The sequence below is a fragment of the Azoarcus sp. PA01 genome, assembly GCA_001274695.2.
GTDB lineage: Bacteria > Pseudomonadota > Gammaproteobacteria > Burkholderiales > Rhodocyclaceae > Aromatoleum.
Genome location: LARU01000002.1, coordinates 1,997,963 through 2,015,001 on the forward strand (window position 1 = coordinate 1,997,963; position 17,039 = coordinate 2,015,001).

The following is a 17,039-nucleotide window of genomic DNA, read 5'->3' on the forward strand; positions in this document are numbered from 1 at the left end:
GCCGCTATTCCCCTTGGGGCGTGGCCGGTGCGAAGCGGTAGACGTAGAGGACGGTCGCACGCGCGTCCGGGACCTGGATGATCCGCTCAGGGGCCTCGCCGGGCACCGGAAAGCTGTTGCTGATCAGCAGTCCGTCGTGCAATTCCCGGCGTGCCTTGGCCCACACTTCGGCCATCGGGACCGGCGACAGAAAAGCGTAGATGATGTCGAACCCGGACCAGGAACTGGAGAAGAAATCCCCCCGTTCGAAGCGCACATTGGGCGGATTCCCTGTCCACAACCGGCTCGTCAGCCACGGCCCGGGTGCGGCCTCGATTCCCTTGAAGCTGCAGTCCGGCCGCAGTCGCGCGAGGGGGCGCAGCAGCGAACCGGTGCCGCTGCCGAGGTCGAGCAGCCGTGAGCGTCGGCCGGGCGCCAGCAGGTCGGCGACCGCGGCGACCGTTCGCCGATTCGTCGGATACAGCGGCACTTGGGTGCGGAAGCTCGTCCAATACACTGCGAGCAGCAGCCCGAACGCTGCGAGATACCAGCCCGGCGCGACCTCGAGCCGCCCGGCGAGCACCAGCAGCGGAACGAAGCCCAGATGGATCGGCAACCACCACCGGGCACTGTGAAGAAGCGTTCCGATCGCCGCGGCGCTGAGGGCCTGCACAGCGACGAGCGGCCAGATGCCACCCAGCGGGGTGCTGCGCACGACAGTGGCGGCGATGACGCAGCCGGCCAGCTGGGCAAGCAGGGCTTTCAGGGCAGGAGGCATGAGTTGGCGGGCATGACGGAGCCGCCGATGATAACCGGGTGGCCGCCCCCCATCACCGTGCCCGCCCCGGCGGCTTTATCCGGCCGGCACGATTTTCCCTGGGTTCAGCAGGCCGTCCGGGTCGAAGGCCCGCTTGACTGCGCGCATCGCCTCGACCGCGTCGGCGCCGTGTTCGGCGACGAGGAAATCCTGCTTGCCGAAGCCGATGCCGTGCTCGCCGGTGCACGTGCCGCCCATCGCCAGCGCGCGCTCGACGATCCTGCGGTTGAGCCCCTCGGCGCGCAGGATCTCCGCGGCGTCGTTGGGGTCGACGAGGACGACGGTATGAAAGTTGCCGTCCCCGACGTGGCCGACGATCGGCGCGATCAGGCCGCTCGCGGCGATATCCGCGCGCGCCCCGGCGATGCAGTCGGCGAGCCGCGAGATCGGCACGCACACGTCGGTCGTCAGTCCGCGGCAGCCCGGGCGCAGCGCGATGCACGAGAAATAGACGTCATGGCGCGCTGCCCACAGCCGCGTACGGTCCTCCGGATGCGTCGCCCATTCGAAATCCTGGCCGCCGTTGTCGCGGGCGAGTTCCTGGACCGTCTGCGCCTGCTCCTCGACGCTCGCCTTTGATCCATGGAACTCGAAGAACAGCATCGGCGACTCGCGAAGCGTCGTCTTGCTGTAGCGGTTGATCGCCTGCACCGTCAGTTCGTCGAGCAGCTCGATGCGTGCGACCGGCACGCCGAGCTGGATCGTCTCGATCACGGTGCGCACCGCGCTCGCGACGTCCGGAAACGCGCACACCGCCGCGGACACCGCTTCGGGCAGCGGATGCAGCCGCACGATCAGTTCGGTGATCAGCCCGAGCGTGCCTTCGGAGCCGATCATCAGGCGCGTCAGGTCGTAGCCCGACGACGATTTCCGCGCCCGCCCGCCGGTGCGTATCACGCGCCCGTCGGCAAGCGCCACCTCCATGCCGAGCACGTTGTCGCGCATCGTCCCGTAGCGCACCGCGTTGGTTCCCGACGCGCGCGTCGCGGCCATCCCGCCGAGGCTCGCGTCCGCCCCCGGATCGACCGGAAAGAAAAGTCCGCTGCCGTGCAGTGCCGCGTTGAGCTGCTTGCGCGTGATCCCCGGCTGCACGACGGCGTCCATGTCTTCACCATGCACCGCGAGCACCTTGTTCATCTCGGAGAAGTCGACGCTGATGCCGCCCTGCAGCGGCAGGATGTGTCCTTCGAGCGAACTGCCCGCGCCGAATGGAACGATCGGCACGTGGTGCGCGCGGCAGGCCTCGACGATCGCGACGACTTCGGCGGTGTCATGGGGCCAGACGACCGCGTCGGGCAGCATGTCCGGAAAATGCGACTCGTCGTGGCCGTGATGCGCGCGCACCGCCTCGGCGGTCGAAAAACGCGGGCCGAAGCGCGCGCCGAGCGCGTCGGCGAATGCGGCGGGCAATGGCCGGCGGGCCGCAGCGGGGGGCAGGGTCATGCAGGTCTCCTCGTGATCGGGCGGCTCGTGCCGCACGCGATTATTGCTCCGGTGACGGATCTGTCCAATTTGCGCGATCATTCGCTCCCTTTCAGAGCCGGCGCGGCGCGGAGCAGTCATGAACGAATCGATCGACCGGACCGACCTGCGCATCCTCGAGCTGCTGCAGCGCGACGGCCGCCTTTCCAATGCCGACCTCGCGCAACAGGTCGCGCTGTCGCCGTCGCCGTGCCTGCGGCGGGTGCGCCAGCTCGAGCAGTCGGGAGTGATCCGCGGCTACGCCGCGCTGCTCGAGCCGCGGCGCCTCGGGCTGGGCCTGCAGGCCTTCGTCACGGTGACGCTCGAGAAGCGGCGCGACACGCCGATGCATGCGTTTCACGCCGCGGTGCAGTCCGCGCCCGAAGTGCTGTCGTGCTTCGCGCTGACCGGCGAGATGGACTACCTGCTGCACGTCGTCGCCGAGGATCTGGAGCATTTTTCGCGTTTTCTGATGGATCGGCTGCTCAAGCTCGATGGCATCGCGAACGTCAAATCGTCGTTCGTGCTCCAGTCGGTCAAGAATACGACCGAGCTGCCGCTCGCGCAGATCGCACGTTGAACGAATTTTCGGAAAAAGATTTGACAGGGGCGGTTTGGTCCTCTATAGTCCAGCGCTTCGCTTGGAGGGGTTCCCGAGCGGTCAAAGGGATCAGACTGTAAATCTGACGGCACTGCCTTCGAAGGTTCGAATCCTTCCCCCTCCACCAGCAAGTTTTGTTGCCGGCTTCAGTTCGGTCTGATGACTGGCATCGGGTGTAATGCGGTTCGTCTGCGTTGTATGCGGGTGTAGCTCAATGGTAGAGCAGAAGCCTTCCAAGCTTATGACGAGGGTTCGATTCCCTTCACCCGCTCCAGGTTCGGCGGTTGGTTGTTTCGGAGCCCATGTAGCTCAGTGGTAGAGCACTCCCTTGGTAAGGGAGAGGCCACGTGTTCAATCCACGTCATGGGCACCACAGCTTTTCTGCCGGTCTGGCGTAGCAGTCGATCGGTCCGGTTTTCTGATTCTGAATATGAGGTGGCGGCATGGCGAAAGGCAAGTTTGAGCGGACGAAACCGCACGTAAACGTCGGGACGATCGGTCACGTCGACCACGGCAAGACCACCCTGACGGCGGCGATCACGACGATCCTGTCGAAGAAGTTCGGCGGCGAGGCGAAAGCCTACGACCAGATCGACGCGGCGCCCGAAGAGAAAGCGCGCGGCATCACGATCAACACCGCTCACGTCGAGTACGAGACGGCCAACCGTCACTACGCGCATGTCGACTGCCCGGGTCACGCCGACTACGTCAAGAACATGATCACCGGTGCGGCGCAGATGGACGGTGCGATCCTGGTGTGCTCGGCCGCGGACGGCCCGATGCCGCAGACGCGCGAGCACATCCTGCTCGCCCGCCAGGTCGGCGTGCCGTACATCATCGTGTTCCTCAACAAGTGCGACATGGTCGATGACGAGGAGCTCTTGGAGCTCGTCGAGATGGAAGTGCGCGAGCTGCTGTCGAAGTACGACTTCCCGGGCGACGACGTGCCGATCGTCAAGGGCTCGGCGCTGAAAGCGCTCGAAGGCGACCAGAGCGACATCGGCGAGCCGGCGATCTTCCGCCTGGCCGACGCGCTCGACAGCTACATCCCGACCCCGGAGCGCGCGATCGACCGCCCGTTCCTGCTGCCGATCGAAGACGTGTTCTCGATCTCGGGGCGCGGCACCGTCGTCACCGGCCGCGTCGAGCGCGGCATCGTCAAGGTCGGCGAGGAAGTCGAGATCGTCGGCATCAAGCCGACCGTCAAGACCACCTGCACCGGCGTCGAGATGTTCCGCAAGCTGCTCGACCAGGGCCAGGCGGGCGACAACGTCGGCGTGCTGCTGCGCGGCACCAAGCGCGAGGACGTCGAGCGCGGCCAGGTGCTGTGCAAGCCCGGTTCGATCAAGCCGCACACCCACTTCACCGGTGAAGTGTATGTGCTGTCGAAGGAAGAAGGCGGTCGCCACACGCCGTTCTTCAACAACTATCGTCCGCAGTTCTACTTCCGCACGACCGACGTGACCGGCTCGATCGAGCTGCCCGAAGGCACCGAGATGGTGATGCCGGGCGACAACGTGTCGATCACCGTCAAGCTGATGGCGCCGATCGCGATGGAAGAAGGTCTGCGCTTCGCGATCCGCGAAGGCGGTCGTACCGTCGGCGCCGGCGTCGTCGCCAAGATCATCGAGTAATTGCGTATTGTCCTCATAGCGATTGCTTGATCGGAAGGCGTCTCGGAAGCGGGACGCCTCGTAGTCTCTGCTGCAGGGGCATAGCTCAATTGGCAGAGCGTCGGTCTCCAAAACCGAAGGTTGGGGGTTCGATTCCCTCTGCCCCTGCCACTCCTTTCCGGGTATTCATATTTCGATGGCCGATAAGTTCAAGGTTGCGCTGGCTCTCGCGCTGATTGCGGCCGGTGTGGTCGGCTTTTACCTGCTTTCCGAGCAGGCGCTGGTTCTGCGCGTGCTGTCGGTTCTCGCCGGCGTCGCCGCCGGCGTCGCCGTCGCCTGGCAGTCGGAGCCGGGCCGGCGTTTCGTCGCGTTCGCGCGCGAGTCGATCACCGAAACCAAGAAAGTCGTCTGGCCGTCGCGCAAGGAAACGGTGCAGACCACGGGTCTGGTGTTCGCCTTCGTTGTCGTGATGGCGGTTTTTTTGTGGGTCACGGATAAGAGTCTGGAATGGGTCCTGTACGACCTGATCCTGGGGTGGAAGTAATCATGACGAAGCGCTGGTACGTGGTACATGCCTATTCGGGCTTCGAGAAGTCTGTCCAACGCGCCTTGGTGGATCGGATCAATCGCTCCGGAATGCAGGATTTTTTCGGCCAGATTCTGGTGCCGGTCGAGGAAGTCGTCGAAATGAAGAGCGGCCAGAAGAGCATTTCCGAGCGGAAATTCTTCCCCGGCTACGTCCTCGTCGAGATGGAAATGAACGACGAGAGCTGGCACCTCGTGAAGTCGACGCCGAAGGTCACCGGTTTCGTCGGCGGCACGGCAAACAAGCCTTCCCCGATTTCCGAAAAGGAAGTCGAGAAAATCATGCAGCAGATGCAAGAAGGCGTGGAGAAGCCGCGCCCGAAAGTGCTGTGGGAGCTGGGCGAAGTCGTGCGCGTCAAGGAAGGCCCGTTCACCGATTTCCACGGTGCGGTGGAAGACGTCAATTACGACAAGAGCAAGCTGCGGGTGTCCGTGACGATTTTCGGTCGCGCGACGCCGGTGGAGCTGGATTTCAGTCAGGTCGAAAAGACCTGACGCAGGCGGGCCTTCGGGCCCGAACGTGCCCGATGAACCGGGCGTAGCGAGGAGCACCGGCCGCGGCCGGTGCGTTTGCACTCAAGACAGGAGCTAGCCGCAATGGCGAAGAAAATCACCGGCTATATCAAGCTGCAGGTGCCAGCTGGTAAAGCCAACCCGAGCCCCCCGATCGGTCCCGCACTCGGTCAGCGCGGCCTGAACATCATGGAATTCTGCAAGGCGTTCAACGCCCGGACCCAGGGCCTCGAGCCCGGTCTGCCGATTCCGGTGGTGATCACGGCGTTCGCCGACAAGAGTTTCACCTTCATCATGAAGACGCCGCCGGCGACGATCCTGATCAAGAAGGCGGCGAAGATCACGAAGGGTTCGCCGAAGCCGCACACCGACAAGGTCGGTTCGATCACGCGTGCCCAGGTCGAGGAAATCGCCAAGACCAAAATGGCCGATCTGACTGCTGCCGACATGGAAGCCGCGGTGCGCACCATCGCCGGTTCCGCCCGCAGCATGGGCATCACCGTGGAGGGGCTGTAATCATGGCGAAGCTTTCCAAGCGTGTTCAGGCGCTGCGCACCAAAGTTGACCGCAATCGCACCTATCCCGTGACCGAAGCGCTGGCGCTGGTCAAGGAATGCGCGACGGCGAAGTTCGACGAGTCGATCGACATCGCCGTGAACCTCGGCGTCGATGCACGCAAGTCGGACCAGCTCGTGCGCGGTTCGGTCGTGCTGCCTGCCGGTACCGGCAAGAGCGTGCGCGTCGCGGTCTTCGCCCAGGGGGACAAGGCCGAAGCGGCGCGTGCCGCGGGCGCCGACGTGGTTGGCTTCGAAGATCTCGCCGAGCAGGTCAAGGCCGGCAACATCGATTTCGATCTGTGCATCGCCACGCCCGACGCAATGCGCGTCGTCGGCCAGCTGGGCCAGATCCTCGGTCCGCGCGGCCTGATGCCGAACCCGAAAGTGGGTACCGTGACGATGGACGTGACGACCGCTGTGAAGAATGCGAAGGCCGGTCAGGTGCAGTACCGCACCGACAAGGGCGGCATCATCCACGCGACGATCGGCCGGGCCTCGTTCAGCACCGAAGCCCTGCAGCAGAACCTCGGCGCGCTGATCGATGCGCTCGTGAAGGCCAAGCCGGCCGCGTCGAAAGGCATCTATCTGCGTCGCGTCGCGCTGTCGAGCACGATGGGTTCGGGTGTTCGCGTCGAGCCGTCCAGCATCAACGCTGCCTGACAAGGCTGAAACTAGAACTTTGGGTCGCCCCGGCGCTGCGGTGCCGGGTCGAATCGTCAAAGACCGCAGGTGCGGTCGCTCCGGCGACCGCTTAAGCATTCGACAATGGCCTGCGCAGACGGTGTGCCCAGAACAGGATTCTGGCTGATTCTTCAGCCGCGCTCCTGATCCAGGTCGCCGTGGGTGCGAATCGCAGTTTTGCGGTTCGCGTGTGGACTTGAAAGGAGGAAAGGCCTGTGGGTCTCAATCTCGATGACAAGAAAGCCGTAGTGGCAGAGGTGTCGGCACAAGTGGCCAACGCACAGACCATCGCGGTGGCCGAGTATCGCGGCATAGCGGTGGGCGATCTCACCGGGCTGCGTGCCAAGGCCCGCGAATCTGGCGTTTACCTGCGTGTGCTGAAAAACACCCTGGTGCGCCGCGCGATCGCCGAAACGCCGTTTGCCGGGCTGTCCGACCAGCTGGTCGGTCCGCTGATCTATGGCATCTCGGAAGATCCGGTCGCTGCAGCCAAGGTGCTCAACGACTTTGCGAAAGGTAACGACAAGCTGGTGCTCAAGGCCGGTTCCTATGCGGGCAATACGCTCGACAAGGCCGGCGTGCAGGCACTCGCGTCGATCCCGAGCCGCGAAGAGTTGCTCGCCAGGCTGCTGGGCGTGATGCAGGCGCCGGTGACCGGTTTCGCTTGCACGCTGGCTGCCCTCGCGAAGAAGCGCGAGGAAGAAGTGGCTGCCTGAGCGTTTTCCGAATAGTTTTCGATTTAGGAGTGTTTTGAAATGGCAATCAGCAAAGATGACATCCTCGAAGCCGTCGGCTCGATGACGGTGATGGAACTGAACGACCTGGTCAAGGCGTTCGAAGAGAAGTTCGGCGTTTCCGCCGCCTCGATGGCCGTGGCCGCTCCGGGTGCCGGCGCTGCCGCTGCGCCGGTCGAGGAAAAGACCGAGTTCGACGTGATCCTGCTGGCCGCGGGCGAGAAGAAGGTCGAGGCGATCAAGGTCGTCCGTGCCGCCACCGGCCTGGGTCTGAAGGAAGCGAAGGATCTCGTCGACGGCGCACCGAAGGCCGTCAAGGAAGGCATCTCGAAGGCCGACGCCGAAGCGATCAAGAAGCAGCTCGAAGACGCCGGCGCCAAGGTCGAGATCAAGTAATACCCGTTTGTTCATCGGGGCTGGCGCTCTCCGGAGCGCCAGCCCTTTCGTGCTTTGTAACGCCAAGAAGCCAGAACCCAGTGCGAGCGCAGGTGTCTACACGCCTCCCGCCCGGTCCGCATCCCACGGGGCGCTGCGTTCTGTCTCTTTGACGTCCGACCTCTACCCGGAGCATCCATGGCGTATTCCTACACCGAAAAGAAACGTATCCGCAAGAGCTTCGCCAAACGCGCGGCAGTGTTGAACGTACCTTTCCTGCTCGCAACCCAGATCGAATCGTTCGCCTCTTTCCTGCAGGCCGATACGCCTCCTCCGTCGCGCCTGAACCATGGTCTGCAGGCCGCGTTCACGTCGATCTTTCCGATTTCCAGCCACAGCGGCAACGCGCGGCTCGAATTCGTTCAGTACATGCTCGGCGAACCTGCTTTCGACGTCAAGGAGTGCCAGCAGCGCGGACTGACTTTTGCGTCGCCGTTGCGCGCGCGCGTGCGGCTGGTGATTCTCGATCGCGATGCGCCGAAGGAGACGGTCAAGGAGGTCAAGGAGCAGGAAGTGTACATGGGCGAGATCCCGCTCATGACCACCACCGGGTCGTTCGTCATCAACGGGACCGAGCGTGTCATCGTCTCGCAGCTGCACCGCTCGCCCGGCGTGTTCTTCGAGCACGACCGCGGCAAGACGCACTCGTCGGGCAAGCTGCTGTTCTCGGCGCGCATCATCCCGTATCGCGGTTCGTGGCTCGATTTCGAGTTCGATCCGAAGGATGCGCTGTACTTCCGCGTCGACCGCCGCCGCAAGATGCCCGCGACGATCCTGCTGCGCGCGATCGGCATGGGGCCGGAGGAAATCCTCGCGACTTTCCATGACTTCGACGCGTTCCACCTCAAGGGCAACGAGGCGGCGTTCGAACTCGTGCCCGATCGCCTGCGCGGCGATGTCGCGAAGTTCGACATCACCGACGGCGCCGGCAACGTGATCGTCGCGCGCGACAAGCGCATCACCGCCAAGCACATCCGCGAGCTCGACCAGGCGGGCGTGAAGATGATTTCGGTTCCCGACGAGTTCCTGCTCGGGCGCATCATCGCGCGCAATATCGTCGACGCGGAAACCGGCGAGATCGTCGCGCGGGCGAACGACGAGATCACCGAAGACTTGCTCGACAAGCTGCGCGACGCAGGCGTCAAGGACATCGAGACGCTCTACGTCAACGATCTCGACCGCGGGGCGTACATCTCGCAGACGCTGCGCATCGACGAGACCGCCGACCAGTGGGCGGCGCGCGTCGCGATCTACCGCATGATGCGCCCGGGCGAGCCGCCGACCGAAGACGCCGTCGAAGCGCTGTTCCAGGGTCTGTTCTATTCCGAGGAACGCTACGACCTGTCGTCCGTGGGCCGCATGAAGTTCAATCGCCGCGCCTATCCCGAGAAGATCGAGGACAAGGCCCCGGGCTGGCTGAAGCGCTTCTACGAGACCGTCGGTCCGCGTGGCGAGGAAGGGCCGGCGACGCTGTCGAACGAAGACATTCTCGCCGTCATCGGCGTGCTCGTCGAACTGCGCAACGGCCGCGGCGAGATCGACGACATCGATCACCTCGGCAACCGTCGCGTGCGTTCGGTCGGCGAACTTGCGGAGAACCAGTTCCGCGCCGGTCTGGTGCGCGTCGAGCGCGCCGTCAAGGAGCGGCTGTCCCAGGCCGAGTCCGACAACCTGATGCCGCACGACCTGATCAACGCGAAGCCGATTTCGGCCGCGATCAAGGAGTTCTTCGGCTCGAGCCAGTTGTCGCAGTTCATGGACCAGACCAATCCGCTGTCCGAGATCACGCACAAGCGCCGCGTCTCGGCACTCGGCCCGGGCGGCCTGACGCGCGAGCGCGCCGGTTTCGAAGTCCGCGACGTGCATCCGACGCACTACGGCCGCGTGTGCCCGATCGAGACGCCGGAAGGTCCGAACATCGGCCTGATCAACTCGCTCGCCGTGTATGCGCAGACGAACCGCCACGGTTTCCTCGAGACGCCGTACCGCAAGGTCGTCGATAGCAAAGTCACCGACCAGATCGACTTCCTGTCGGCGATCGAGGAAGGCCAGTACGTGATCGCGCAGGCGAACGCCGAGATCGGCGCCGACGGCATGCTGGAAGGCGACCTCGTGTCGTGCCGTCACAAAGGTGAGTTCGCGCTGTCGACGGCCGACCAGGTGCAGTACATGGACGTGGCTCCCGGCCAGATCGTCTCGGTCGCGGCGTCGCTGATCCCGTTCCTCGAGCACGACGACGCGAACCGCGCGCTGATGGGCGCGAACATGCAGCGCCAGGCCGTGCCTTGCCTGCGCCCCGAGAAGCCGCTCGTCGGCACCGGCATCGAGCGCACCGTCGCGGTCGACTCCGGCACCGCAGTGCAGGCGATGCGCGGCGGCATCGTCGACTATGTCGACGCGAACCGCATCGTGGTGCGGGTCAACGACGACGAAACCCTCGCGGGCGAAGTCGGCGTCGACATCTACAACATGATCAAGTACACGCGCTCGAACCAGAACACCAACATCAACCAGCGTCCGGTCGTGAAGGTCGGCGATCACATCGGCAAGGGCGACGTCATCGCCGACGGCGCGTCGACCGACCTCGGCGAGCTCGCGCTCGGCCAGAACATGCTGGTCGCGTTCATGCCGTGGAACGGCTACAACTTCGAGGACTCGATCCTGATCTCGGAGCGCGTCGTCGCCGAAGACCGCTTCACGTCGATCCACATCGAGGAGCTCACGGTCGTCGCACGCGACACCAAGCTCGGCCCCGAGGAAATCACGCGCGACATCGCGTCGCTCGGCGAGGCGCAGCTGTCGCGCCTCGACGAGTCGGGCATCGTCTATATCGGCGCTGAAGTCGACGCCGGCGACGTGCTCGTCGGCAAGGTCACGCCGAAGGGCGAAACCCAGCTGACGCCGGAAGAAAAACTGCTGCGCGCGATCTTCGGCGAGAAGGCGTCCGACGTGAAGGACACGTCGCTGCGCGTGTCGTCCGGCATGAACGGCACGGTCATCGACGTGCAGGTGTTCACGCGCGAAGGGATCGAGCGCGACAAGCGCGCGCAGAGCATCATCGACGACATGCTGCGCAGCTTCAAGACCGATCTCGCCGACCAGATGCGCATCGTCGAGCGCGACGCGTTCGCGCGGATCCGCCGCCTGATCGTCGGCCAGAAAGCCAACGGCGGGCCGAAGAAGCTCGCCAAGGGGACGGCGATCACCGGCGAGTATCTCGATTCGCTCGAGTTCTACCACTGGTTCGACATCCGCATGGCCGACGAGGAACTCGCGGCGCAGCTCGAAGCGATCCGCGAAGGTCTGGAGAAGACGCGCAAGGACTTCGACCAGGCTTTCGAGATCAAGAAGAAGAAGCTCACGCAGGGCGACGAACTGCCGCCGGGCGTGCAGAAGATGGTCAAGGTCTATCTCGCGGTCAAGCGCCGCCTGCAGCCCGGCGACAAGATGGCCGGCCGCCACGGGAACAAGGGCGTGGTGTCGCGGATCGTACCGGTCGAGGACATGCCGCACATGGCGGACGGCACGCCGGTCGACATCGTGCTCAACCCGCTCGGCGTGCCGTCGCGGATGAACATCGGCCAGATCCTCGAAACGCACTTGGGCTGGGCGGCGAAGGCGCTCGGCAACAAGATCGGCGCGATGCTGCGCGCGAACGCTGCCGCCACGGAAGTGCGAGAGCTGCTCGAGCATATCTACAACGACAACGGTCGCCCGGAAGACATGGCGTCGCTGAAGGACGACGAAGTCATCGAGCTGGCGTCGAACCTTTCGAAAGGCGTGCCGTTCGCGACGCCGGTGTTCGACGGCGCGAAGGAAGAAGAGATCGAGGCGATGTTCGAGCTCGCCGGGCTCGCTCCCGGCGGGCAGGTGACCCTGTACGACGGGCGCACCGGCGAAGCATTCGATCGCCAGGTGACGGTCGGCTACAAGCACGTGCTGAAGCTGCATCACCTCGTCGATGACAAGATGCACGCCCGTTCGACCGGACCGTACTCGCTCGTCACCCAGCAGCCGCTCGGCGGCAAGGCGCAGTTCGGCGGCCAGCGGTTCGGGGAAATGGAAGTGTGGGCGCTCGAAGCGTACGGCGCGGCCTACACGCTGCAGGAAATGCTGACCGTGAAGTCCGACGACGTCACCGGCCGGACGAAGGTGTACGAAAGCATCGTCAAGGGCGAACACAAGATCGATGCGGGCATGCCCGAATCCTTCAACGTGCTGGTGAAGGAAATCCGCTCGCTCGCGATCGACATCGATCTGGACACGTACTGAACCGGGCGCTCTCCAGCCCCGGACGGAGTGATATATGAAAAGCCTGCTCGCTGACCTGTTCAAGCAAACCCTGCCGAATGAAGACCAGTTCGACGCGATCACGATCGGCCTCGCGTCGCCGGACAAGATCCGCTCGTGGTCGTACGGCGAAGTCAAGAAGCCCGAGACGATCAACTACCGCACGTTCAAGCCCGAGCGCGACGGGCTGTTCTGCGCGAAGATCTTCGGGCCGGTCAAGGACTACGAGTGCCTGTGCGGCAAGTACAAGCGCCTCAAGCACCGTGGCGTGATCTGCGAGAAGTGCGGCGTCGAGGTGACGCTGTCGAAAGTGCGCCGCGAGCGCATGGCGCACATCGAGCTCGCGAGCCCGACGGCGCACATCTGGTTCCTGAAGAGCCTGCCGAGCCGTCTCGGCATGGTGCTCGACATGACGCTGCGCGACATCGAGCGCGTGCTGTATTTCGAAGCTTTCGTCGTCGTCGAGCCGGGCATGACGCCGCTGAACCGCGGCCAGCTGCTGACCGAGGACGACTACCTCGCGAAAGTCGAGGAGTACGGTGACGACTTCGACGCGCTGATGGGCGCCGAAGGCATCCGCGGCCTGCTGCGCACGCTCGACGTCAAGCTCGAGATCGAGAAGCTGCGCGGCGACCTCGAGACGACCGGCTCCGAAGCGAAGATCAAGAAGTTCTCGAAGCGCCTGAAAGTGCTCGAGGCGTTCATGCAGTCGGGCATCAAGCCGGAGTGGATGATCCTCGAAGTGCTGCCGGTGCTGCCGCCGGACCTGCGTCCGCTGGTGCCGCTCGACGGCGGCCGCTTCGCGACCTCGGACCTCAACGACCTGTATCGCCGCGTCATCAACCGCAACAACCGCCTGAAGCGCCTGCTCGAGCTGAAAGCGCCCGAGATCATCGTGCGCAACGAGAAGCGCATGCTGCAGGAGTCGGTTGATTCGCTGCTCGACAACGGCCGTCGCGGCAAGGCAATGACTGGCGCGAACAAGCGTCCGCTCAAGTCGCTCGCCGACATGATCAAGGGCAAGGGCGGCCGCTTCCGCCAGAACCTGCTCGGCAAGCGGGTGGACTACTCGGGCCGTTCGGTCATCGTCGTCGGCCCGCAGCTCAAGTTGCACCAGTGCGGCCTGCCGAAGCTGATGGCGCTCGAGCTCTTCAAGCCGTTCATCTTCAACAAGCTCGAGCTGATGGGCCTGGCGACGACGATCAAGCAGGCGAAGAAGATGGTCGAGAGCCAGGAGCCGGTCGTCTGGGACATCCTGGAAGAAGTCATCCGCGAACATCCGGTAATGCTGAACCGCGCGCCGACGCTGCACCGCCTCGGCATCCAGGCGTTCGAGCCGGTGCTGATCGAAGGCAAGGCGATCCAGCTGCACCCGCTCGTCTGCGTCGCGTTCAACGCCGACTTCGACGGCGACCAGATGGCCGTCCACGTGCCGCTGTCGCTCGAAGCGCAGATGGAAGCGCGCACGCTGATGCTCGCGTCGAACAACGTGCTGTCGCCGGCCAACGGCGAGCCGATCATCGTGCCCTCGCAGGACATCGTGCTCGGCCTGTACTACGCGACGCGCGAAGGCGTGAACGTCGCGGGCGAAGGCATGGCGTTCTCGGACGTCGGCGAGCTCAAGCGCGCCTATGAATCGAAGCAGCTGTCGCTGCACGCCCGTGTGTCGGTGCGCCTGAAGGAAGTCGAAGTGTCGGCCGACGGCGAGCGGCGCGAGAAGATCACCCGCTACAACACGACTGCAGGTCGCGCGATGCTGTCGGAAATCCTGCCGCCCGGACTGCCGTTCAGCGTGCTCGACAAGCCGATGAAGAAGAAGGAGATCTCGAAGCTCATCAACGCCTCCTTCCGCCGCTGCGGGCTGAAGGAAACGGTCGTGTTCGCCGACAAGCTGATGCAGTTCGGCTTCCGTCTGGCGACGCGCGCCGGCATCTCGATCGCGGTCAAGGACATGCTCGTGCCGCGGCAAAAGGACGTGCTGATCCATGCCGCCGAGCAGGAAGTGAAGGAAATCGCGCGTCAATACACGTCGGGTCTGGTGACCGACGGCGAGCGCTACAACAAGGTCGTCGATATCTGGGGTCGCGCCGGTGACCAGGTCGCGAAGGCGATGATGGACCAGCTCGGCCAGGAAGACGTCGTCGATCGTCACGGCGACAACGTGAAGCAGGAGTCCTTCAACTCGATCTACATGATGGCGGACTCGGGCGCGCGCGGTTCGGCCGCGCAGATCCGTCAGCTCGCCGGCATGCGCGGCCTGATGGCGAAGCCGGACGGCTCGATCATCGAGACGCCGATCACGACGAACTTCCGCGAAGGCCTGAACGTCCTGCAGTACTTCATCTCGACGCACGGCGCGCGCAAAGGCCTGGCCGACACCGCGCTGAAGACCGCAAACTCGGGTTACCTGACGCGCCGCCTCGTCGACGTGACGCAGGATCTGGTCGTCACCGAGGACGATTGCGGCACGCGTGACGGTTTCGTGATGAAAGCGCTGATCGAAGGCGGCGAAGTCATCGAGCCGCTGCGCGACCGCATCCTCGGCCGCGTCTGCGCCGAGGACGTCGTCAATCCGGAGTCCCAGGAGACGGTCATCGAAGCCGGTTCGCTGCTCGGCGAGGATGCGGTCGACCTGATCGAGAGCCTCGGCATCGACGAAGTCAAAGTGCGCACCGCGCTGACGTGCGAAACGCGTTACGGCCTGTGCGGCAAGTGCTACGGCCGCGACCTCGGCCGCGGCTCGCAGGTGAACGTCGGCGAAGCGGTCGGGGTCATCGCCGCGCAGTCGATCGGCGAACCGGGCACGCAGCTGACGATGCGCACCTTCCACGTCGGCGGCGCGGCGTCGCGCGCGGCCGCCGCGAGCGGCGTCGAATCGAAGTCGGCCGGTACGGTGCGCTTTGCCGGCAACATGCGCTACGTGTCGAATGCGAAGGGCGAGAAAGTCATCATCGCGCGCTCGGCCGAGATCGTCGTCGCCGACGACATGGGCCGCGAGCGCGAGCGCCACAAGCTGCCGTACGGCGCGACGCTGCTCGTCGATGACGGCGCAGCGGTCAAGGCCGGCGTGATGCTCGCGACGTGGGATCCGCACACCCGCCCGATCGTCACCGAATATTCCGGCACCGTGAAGTTCGAGAACGTCGAAGAAGGCGCGACCGTCGCGAAGCAGATCGACGAAGTGACCGGTCTGTCGACGCTGGTCGTCATCGACGGCAAGCGGCGCACGAGCGGCGCGTCGTCGAAAGGCGTGCGCCCGCAGGTCAAGCTGCTGGACGAGCGGGGCGAGGAAGTCAAGATCGCCGGCACCGACCATTCGGTGGCGATCACCTTCCAGGTCGGTTCGCTGATCACCGTCAAGGACGGCCAGGAAGTGAGCGTCGGCGACGTCCTCGCGCGGATTCCGCAGGAATCGGCGAAGACCCGCGACATCACCGGCGGTCTGCCGCGCGTCGCCGAGCTCTTCGAAGCGCGTCCGCCGAAGGACGCCGGCGTGCTCGCCGAATACACCGGCACGGTGTCGTTCGGCAAGGACACGAAGGGTAAGCAGCGCCTCGTGATCACCGAAGCCGACGGCACGGCGCACGAATTCCTGATCCCGAAGGACAAGCACGTCATGGTCCATGACGGGCAGGTCGTCAATAAGGGCGAGCTGATCGTCGACGGACCGGCCGACCCGCACGACATCCTGCGCCTGCAGGGAATCGAGGCGCTGGCGCGCTACATCATCGACGAGGTGCAGGACGTCTATCGCCTGCAGGGTGTGAAGATCAACGACAAGCACATCGAAGTGATCGTTCGCCAGATGCTGCGCCGCGTGGTCATCAACGACGCGGGCAACTCGCGCTTCATCCGCGAGGAGCAGGTCGAGCGTTCGGAAGTGCTCGACGAGAACGACCGCATCGAGGCCGAAGGCAAGCTGCCGGCGCAGTACCAGAACGTGCTGCTGGGTATCACGAAAGCGTCGCTGTCCACCGATTCGTTCATCTCGGCGGCCTCGTTCCAGGAAACGACGCGTGTTCTGACCGAAGCGGCAATCATGGGCAAACGCGACGATCTGCGCGGATTGAAGGAAAACGTCATCGTCGGCCGCCTGATTCCCGCAGGCACCGGCATGGCGTATCACCGCAACCGCAAGGCGCAGAACGCCGGGGAGGATCTGGGCCCCGAACATGCATGGGCGGAAATGCAGGAAGTGCCGCCGGAGGTGCCGGCCGACGTCTCGCAGGACGTGCAGGCCGGTTGACGCAGAGCCCTGTTTCAGGATAACATCCGGCCTCTTTTTGTGGGCTGACCAATCGTAGTCAGTCGCAGCCGGAATCAACCGCCCGAGGCGGCCCGTGGGGGCGCCTCGGTATAATGGAAAATTCTCAAGCTATGCCAACAATTAATCAGCTCGTCCGCAAGCCGCGGCAACTGGCCGTCATCAAAAGCAAGGTGCCGGCACTCGATGCATGCCCGCAAAAACGCGGCGTATGCACGCGGGTCTATACGACCACGCCGAAGAAGCCGAACTCCGCGCTGCGGAAAGTCGCCAAGGTGCGCCTGACCAACGGTTTCGAGGTCATCTCGTACATCGGCGGTGAAGGCCACAACCTGCAGGAACACTCCGTGGTCCTGATTCGTGGTGGCCGGGTCAAGGACTTGCCGGGTGTGCGTTACCACATCGTGCGCGGTTCGCTTGACCTGCAGGGCGTCAAGGATCGTAAGCAGTCCCGCTCGAAGTACGGCGCGAAGCGCCCGAAGAAAGCCTAATTGTCGGCATTCAGAAAT

At 64.5% G+C, this 17,039-nt stretch carries 13 protein-coding genes and 4 tRNA genes; 15 read left to right on the forward strand and 2 right to left on the reverse strand.

The features are described 5' to 3' along the window. Positions 1 to 4 precede the first annotated feature (4 nt). The gene (locus PA01_10175; GenBank protein ID KON81906.1) at positions 5 to 757 is read right to left on the reverse strand and encodes a class I SAM-dependent methyltransferase; all 753 of its coding nucleotides are present in this window, start codon (positions 755 to 757) and stop codon (positions 5 to 7) included. A gap of 75 nt (positions 758 to 832) precedes the next feature. Beyond that, positions 833 to 2,239 carry an FAD-binding protein gene (locus PA01_10180; protein ID KON81907.1) on the reverse strand — a complete coding sequence of 469 codons (1,407 nt, stop codon included), beginning with the start codon at positions 2,237 to 2,239 and terminating at the stop codon, positions 833 to 835. A 118-nt stretch (positions 2,240 to 2,357) separates the two neighbouring features. On the opposite strand from PA01_10180, the gene PA01_10185 reads away from it, so the two are divergent. The 15 genes from PA01_10185 to rpsL all read left to right on the forward strand — a co-directional run bounded on the left by PA01_10185 (position 2,358) and on the right by rpsL (position 17,021). Beyond that, positions 2,358 to 2,837 (forward strand): Lrp/AsnC family transcriptional regulator, encoded by a 480-nt coding sequence (locus PA01_10185; protein ID KON81908.1) that lies wholly within the window; start codon positions 2,358 to 2,360, stop codon positions 2,835 to 2,837. Between the two features lie 63 nt (positions 2,838 to 2,900). Beyond that, positions 2,901 to 2,985: transfer RNA gene (locus PA01_10190), tRNA-Tyr, on the forward strand. 73 nt (positions 2,986 to 3,058) lie between these two features. Continuing rightward, a tRNA-Gly gene (locus PA01_10195) sits at positions 3,059 to 3,132 on the forward strand. 24 nt (positions 3,133 to 3,156) lie between these two features. Further along, positions 3,157 to 3,231, forward strand: a tRNA-Thr gene (locus PA01_10200). Between the two features lie 70 nt (positions 3,232 to 3,301). Further along, positions 3,302 to 4,492 (forward strand): elongation factor Tu, encoded by a 1,191-nt coding sequence (gene tuf / locus PA01_10205; GenBank protein KON81909.1) that lies wholly within the window; start codon positions 3,302 to 3,304, stop codon positions 4,490 to 4,492. A 74-nt stretch (positions 4,493 to 4,566) separates the two neighbouring features. Next, positions 4,567 to 4,642: transfer RNA gene (locus tag PA01_10210), tRNA-Trp, on the forward strand. Positions 4,643 to 4,667: 25 nt separating this feature from the next. Further along, positions 4,668 to 5,015, forward strand: a complete 348-nt coding sequence (secE, locus tag PA01_10215; protein KON81910.1) for a preprotein translocase subunit SecE — start codon at positions 4,668 to 4,670, stop codon at positions 5,013 to 5,015. Between the two features lie 2 nt (positions 5,016 to 5,017). Then, positions 5,018 to 5,551 carry a transcription termination/antitermination protein NusG gene (gene nusG, locus PA01_10220; GenBank protein KON81911.1) on the forward strand — a complete coding sequence of 178 codons (534 nt, stop codon included), beginning with the start codon at positions 5,018 to 5,020 and terminating at the stop codon, positions 5,549 to 5,551. Between the two features lie 102 nt (positions 5,552 to 5,653). After that, positions 5,654 to 6,085, forward strand: a complete 432-nt coding sequence (rplK, locus tag PA01_10225) for a 50S ribosomal protein L11 (GenBank protein ID KON81912.1) — start codon at positions 5,654 to 5,656, stop codon at positions 6,083 to 6,085. Positions 6,086 to 6,087: 2 nt separating this feature from the next. Then, the gene (gene rplA, locus PA01_10230) at positions 6,088 to 6,786 is read left to right on the forward strand and encodes a 50S ribosomal protein L1 (protein ID KON81913.1); all 699 of its coding nucleotides are present in this window, start codon (positions 6,088 to 6,090) and stop codon (positions 6,784 to 6,786) included. Between the two features lie 236 nt (positions 6,787 to 7,022). Next, complete coding sequence (gene rplJ / locus PA01_10235; GenBank protein KON81914.1) at positions 7,023 to 7,523, forward strand: 50S ribosomal protein L10; 501 nt, start codon at positions 7,023 to 7,025, stop codon at positions 7,521 to 7,523. A 39-nt stretch (positions 7,524 to 7,562) separates the two neighbouring features. After that, on the forward strand, positions 7,563 to 7,937 hold the full coding sequence (gene rplL / locus PA01_10240; GenBank protein KON81915.1) for a 50S ribosomal protein L7/L12: 375 nt from the start codon (positions 7,563 to 7,565) through the stop codon (positions 7,935 to 7,937). Positions 7,938 to 8,114: 177 nt separating this feature from the next. Continuing rightward, positions 8,115 to 12,248 carry a DNA-directed RNA polymerase subunit beta gene (gene rpoB, locus PA01_10245; protein KON81916.1) on the forward strand — a complete coding sequence of 1,378 codons (4,134 nt, stop codon included), beginning with the start codon at positions 8,115 to 8,117 and terminating at the stop codon, positions 12,246 to 12,248. Between the two features lie 34 nt (positions 12,249 to 12,282). Beyond that, positions 12,283 to 16,512 (forward strand): DNA-directed RNA polymerase subunit beta', encoded by a 4,230-nt coding sequence (rpoC, locus tag PA01_10250; protein ID KON81917.1) that lies wholly within the window; start codon positions 12,283 to 12,285, stop codon positions 16,510 to 16,512. Between the two features lie 131 nt (positions 16,513 to 16,643). Continuing rightward, on the forward strand, positions 16,644 to 17,021 hold the full coding sequence (gene rpsL / locus PA01_10255; GenBank protein KON81918.1) for a 30S ribosomal protein S12: 378 nt from the start codon (positions 16,644 to 16,646) through the stop codon (positions 17,019 to 17,021). The last annotated feature ends 18 nt before the right edge of the window (positions 17,022 to 17,039 follow it).

Excerpts from the sequence above, each read along its gene's own strand:
- PA01_10175 (KON81906.1), bottom strand. The coding sequence starts at position 757 with ATGCCTCCTGCCCTGAAAGCCCTGCTTGCCCAGCTGGCCGGCTGCGTC.
- rplA (KON81913.1), top strand. The coding sequence starts at position 6,088 with ATGGCGAAGCTTTCCAAGCGTGTTCAGGCGCTGCGCACCAAAGTTGAC.
- secE (KON81910.1), top strand. The coding sequence starts at position 4,668 with ATGGCCGATAAGTTCAAGGTTGCGCTGGCTCTCGCGCTGATTGCGGCC.
- rplK (KON81912.1), top strand. The coding sequence starts at position 5,654 with ATGGCGAAGAAAATCACCGGCTATATCAAGCTGCAGGTGCCAGCTGGT.
- rpoC (KON81917.1), top strand. The coding sequence starts at position 12,283 with ATGAAAAGCCTGCTCGCTGACCTGTTCAAGCAAACCCTGCCGAATGAA.
- PA01_10180 (KON81907.1), bottom strand. The coding sequence starts at position 2,239 with ATGACCCTGCCCCCCGCTGCGGCCCGCCGGCCATTGCCCGCCGCATTC.
- rplL (KON81915.1), top strand. The coding sequence starts at position 7,563 with ATGGCAATCAGCAAAGATGACATCCTCGAAGCCGTCGGCTCGATGACG.
- rpsL (KON81918.1), top strand. The coding sequence starts at position 16,644 with ATGCCAACAATTAATCAGCTCGTCCGCAAGCCGCGGCAACTGGCCGTC.
- nusG (KON81911.1), top strand. The coding sequence starts at position 5,018 with ATGACGAAGCGCTGGTACGTGGTACATGCCTATTCGGGCTTCGAGAAG.
- rpoB (KON81916.1), top strand. The coding sequence starts at position 8,115 with ATGGCGTATTCCTACACCGAAAAGAAACGTATCCGCAAGAGCTTCGCC.
- PA01_10185 (KON81908.1), top strand. The coding sequence starts at position 2,358 with ATGAACGAATCGATCGACCGGACCGACCTGCGCATCCTCGAGCTGCTG.
- tuf (KON81909.1), top strand. The coding sequence starts at position 3,302 with ATGGCGAAAGGCAAGTTTGAGCGGACGAAACCGCACGTAAACGTCGGG.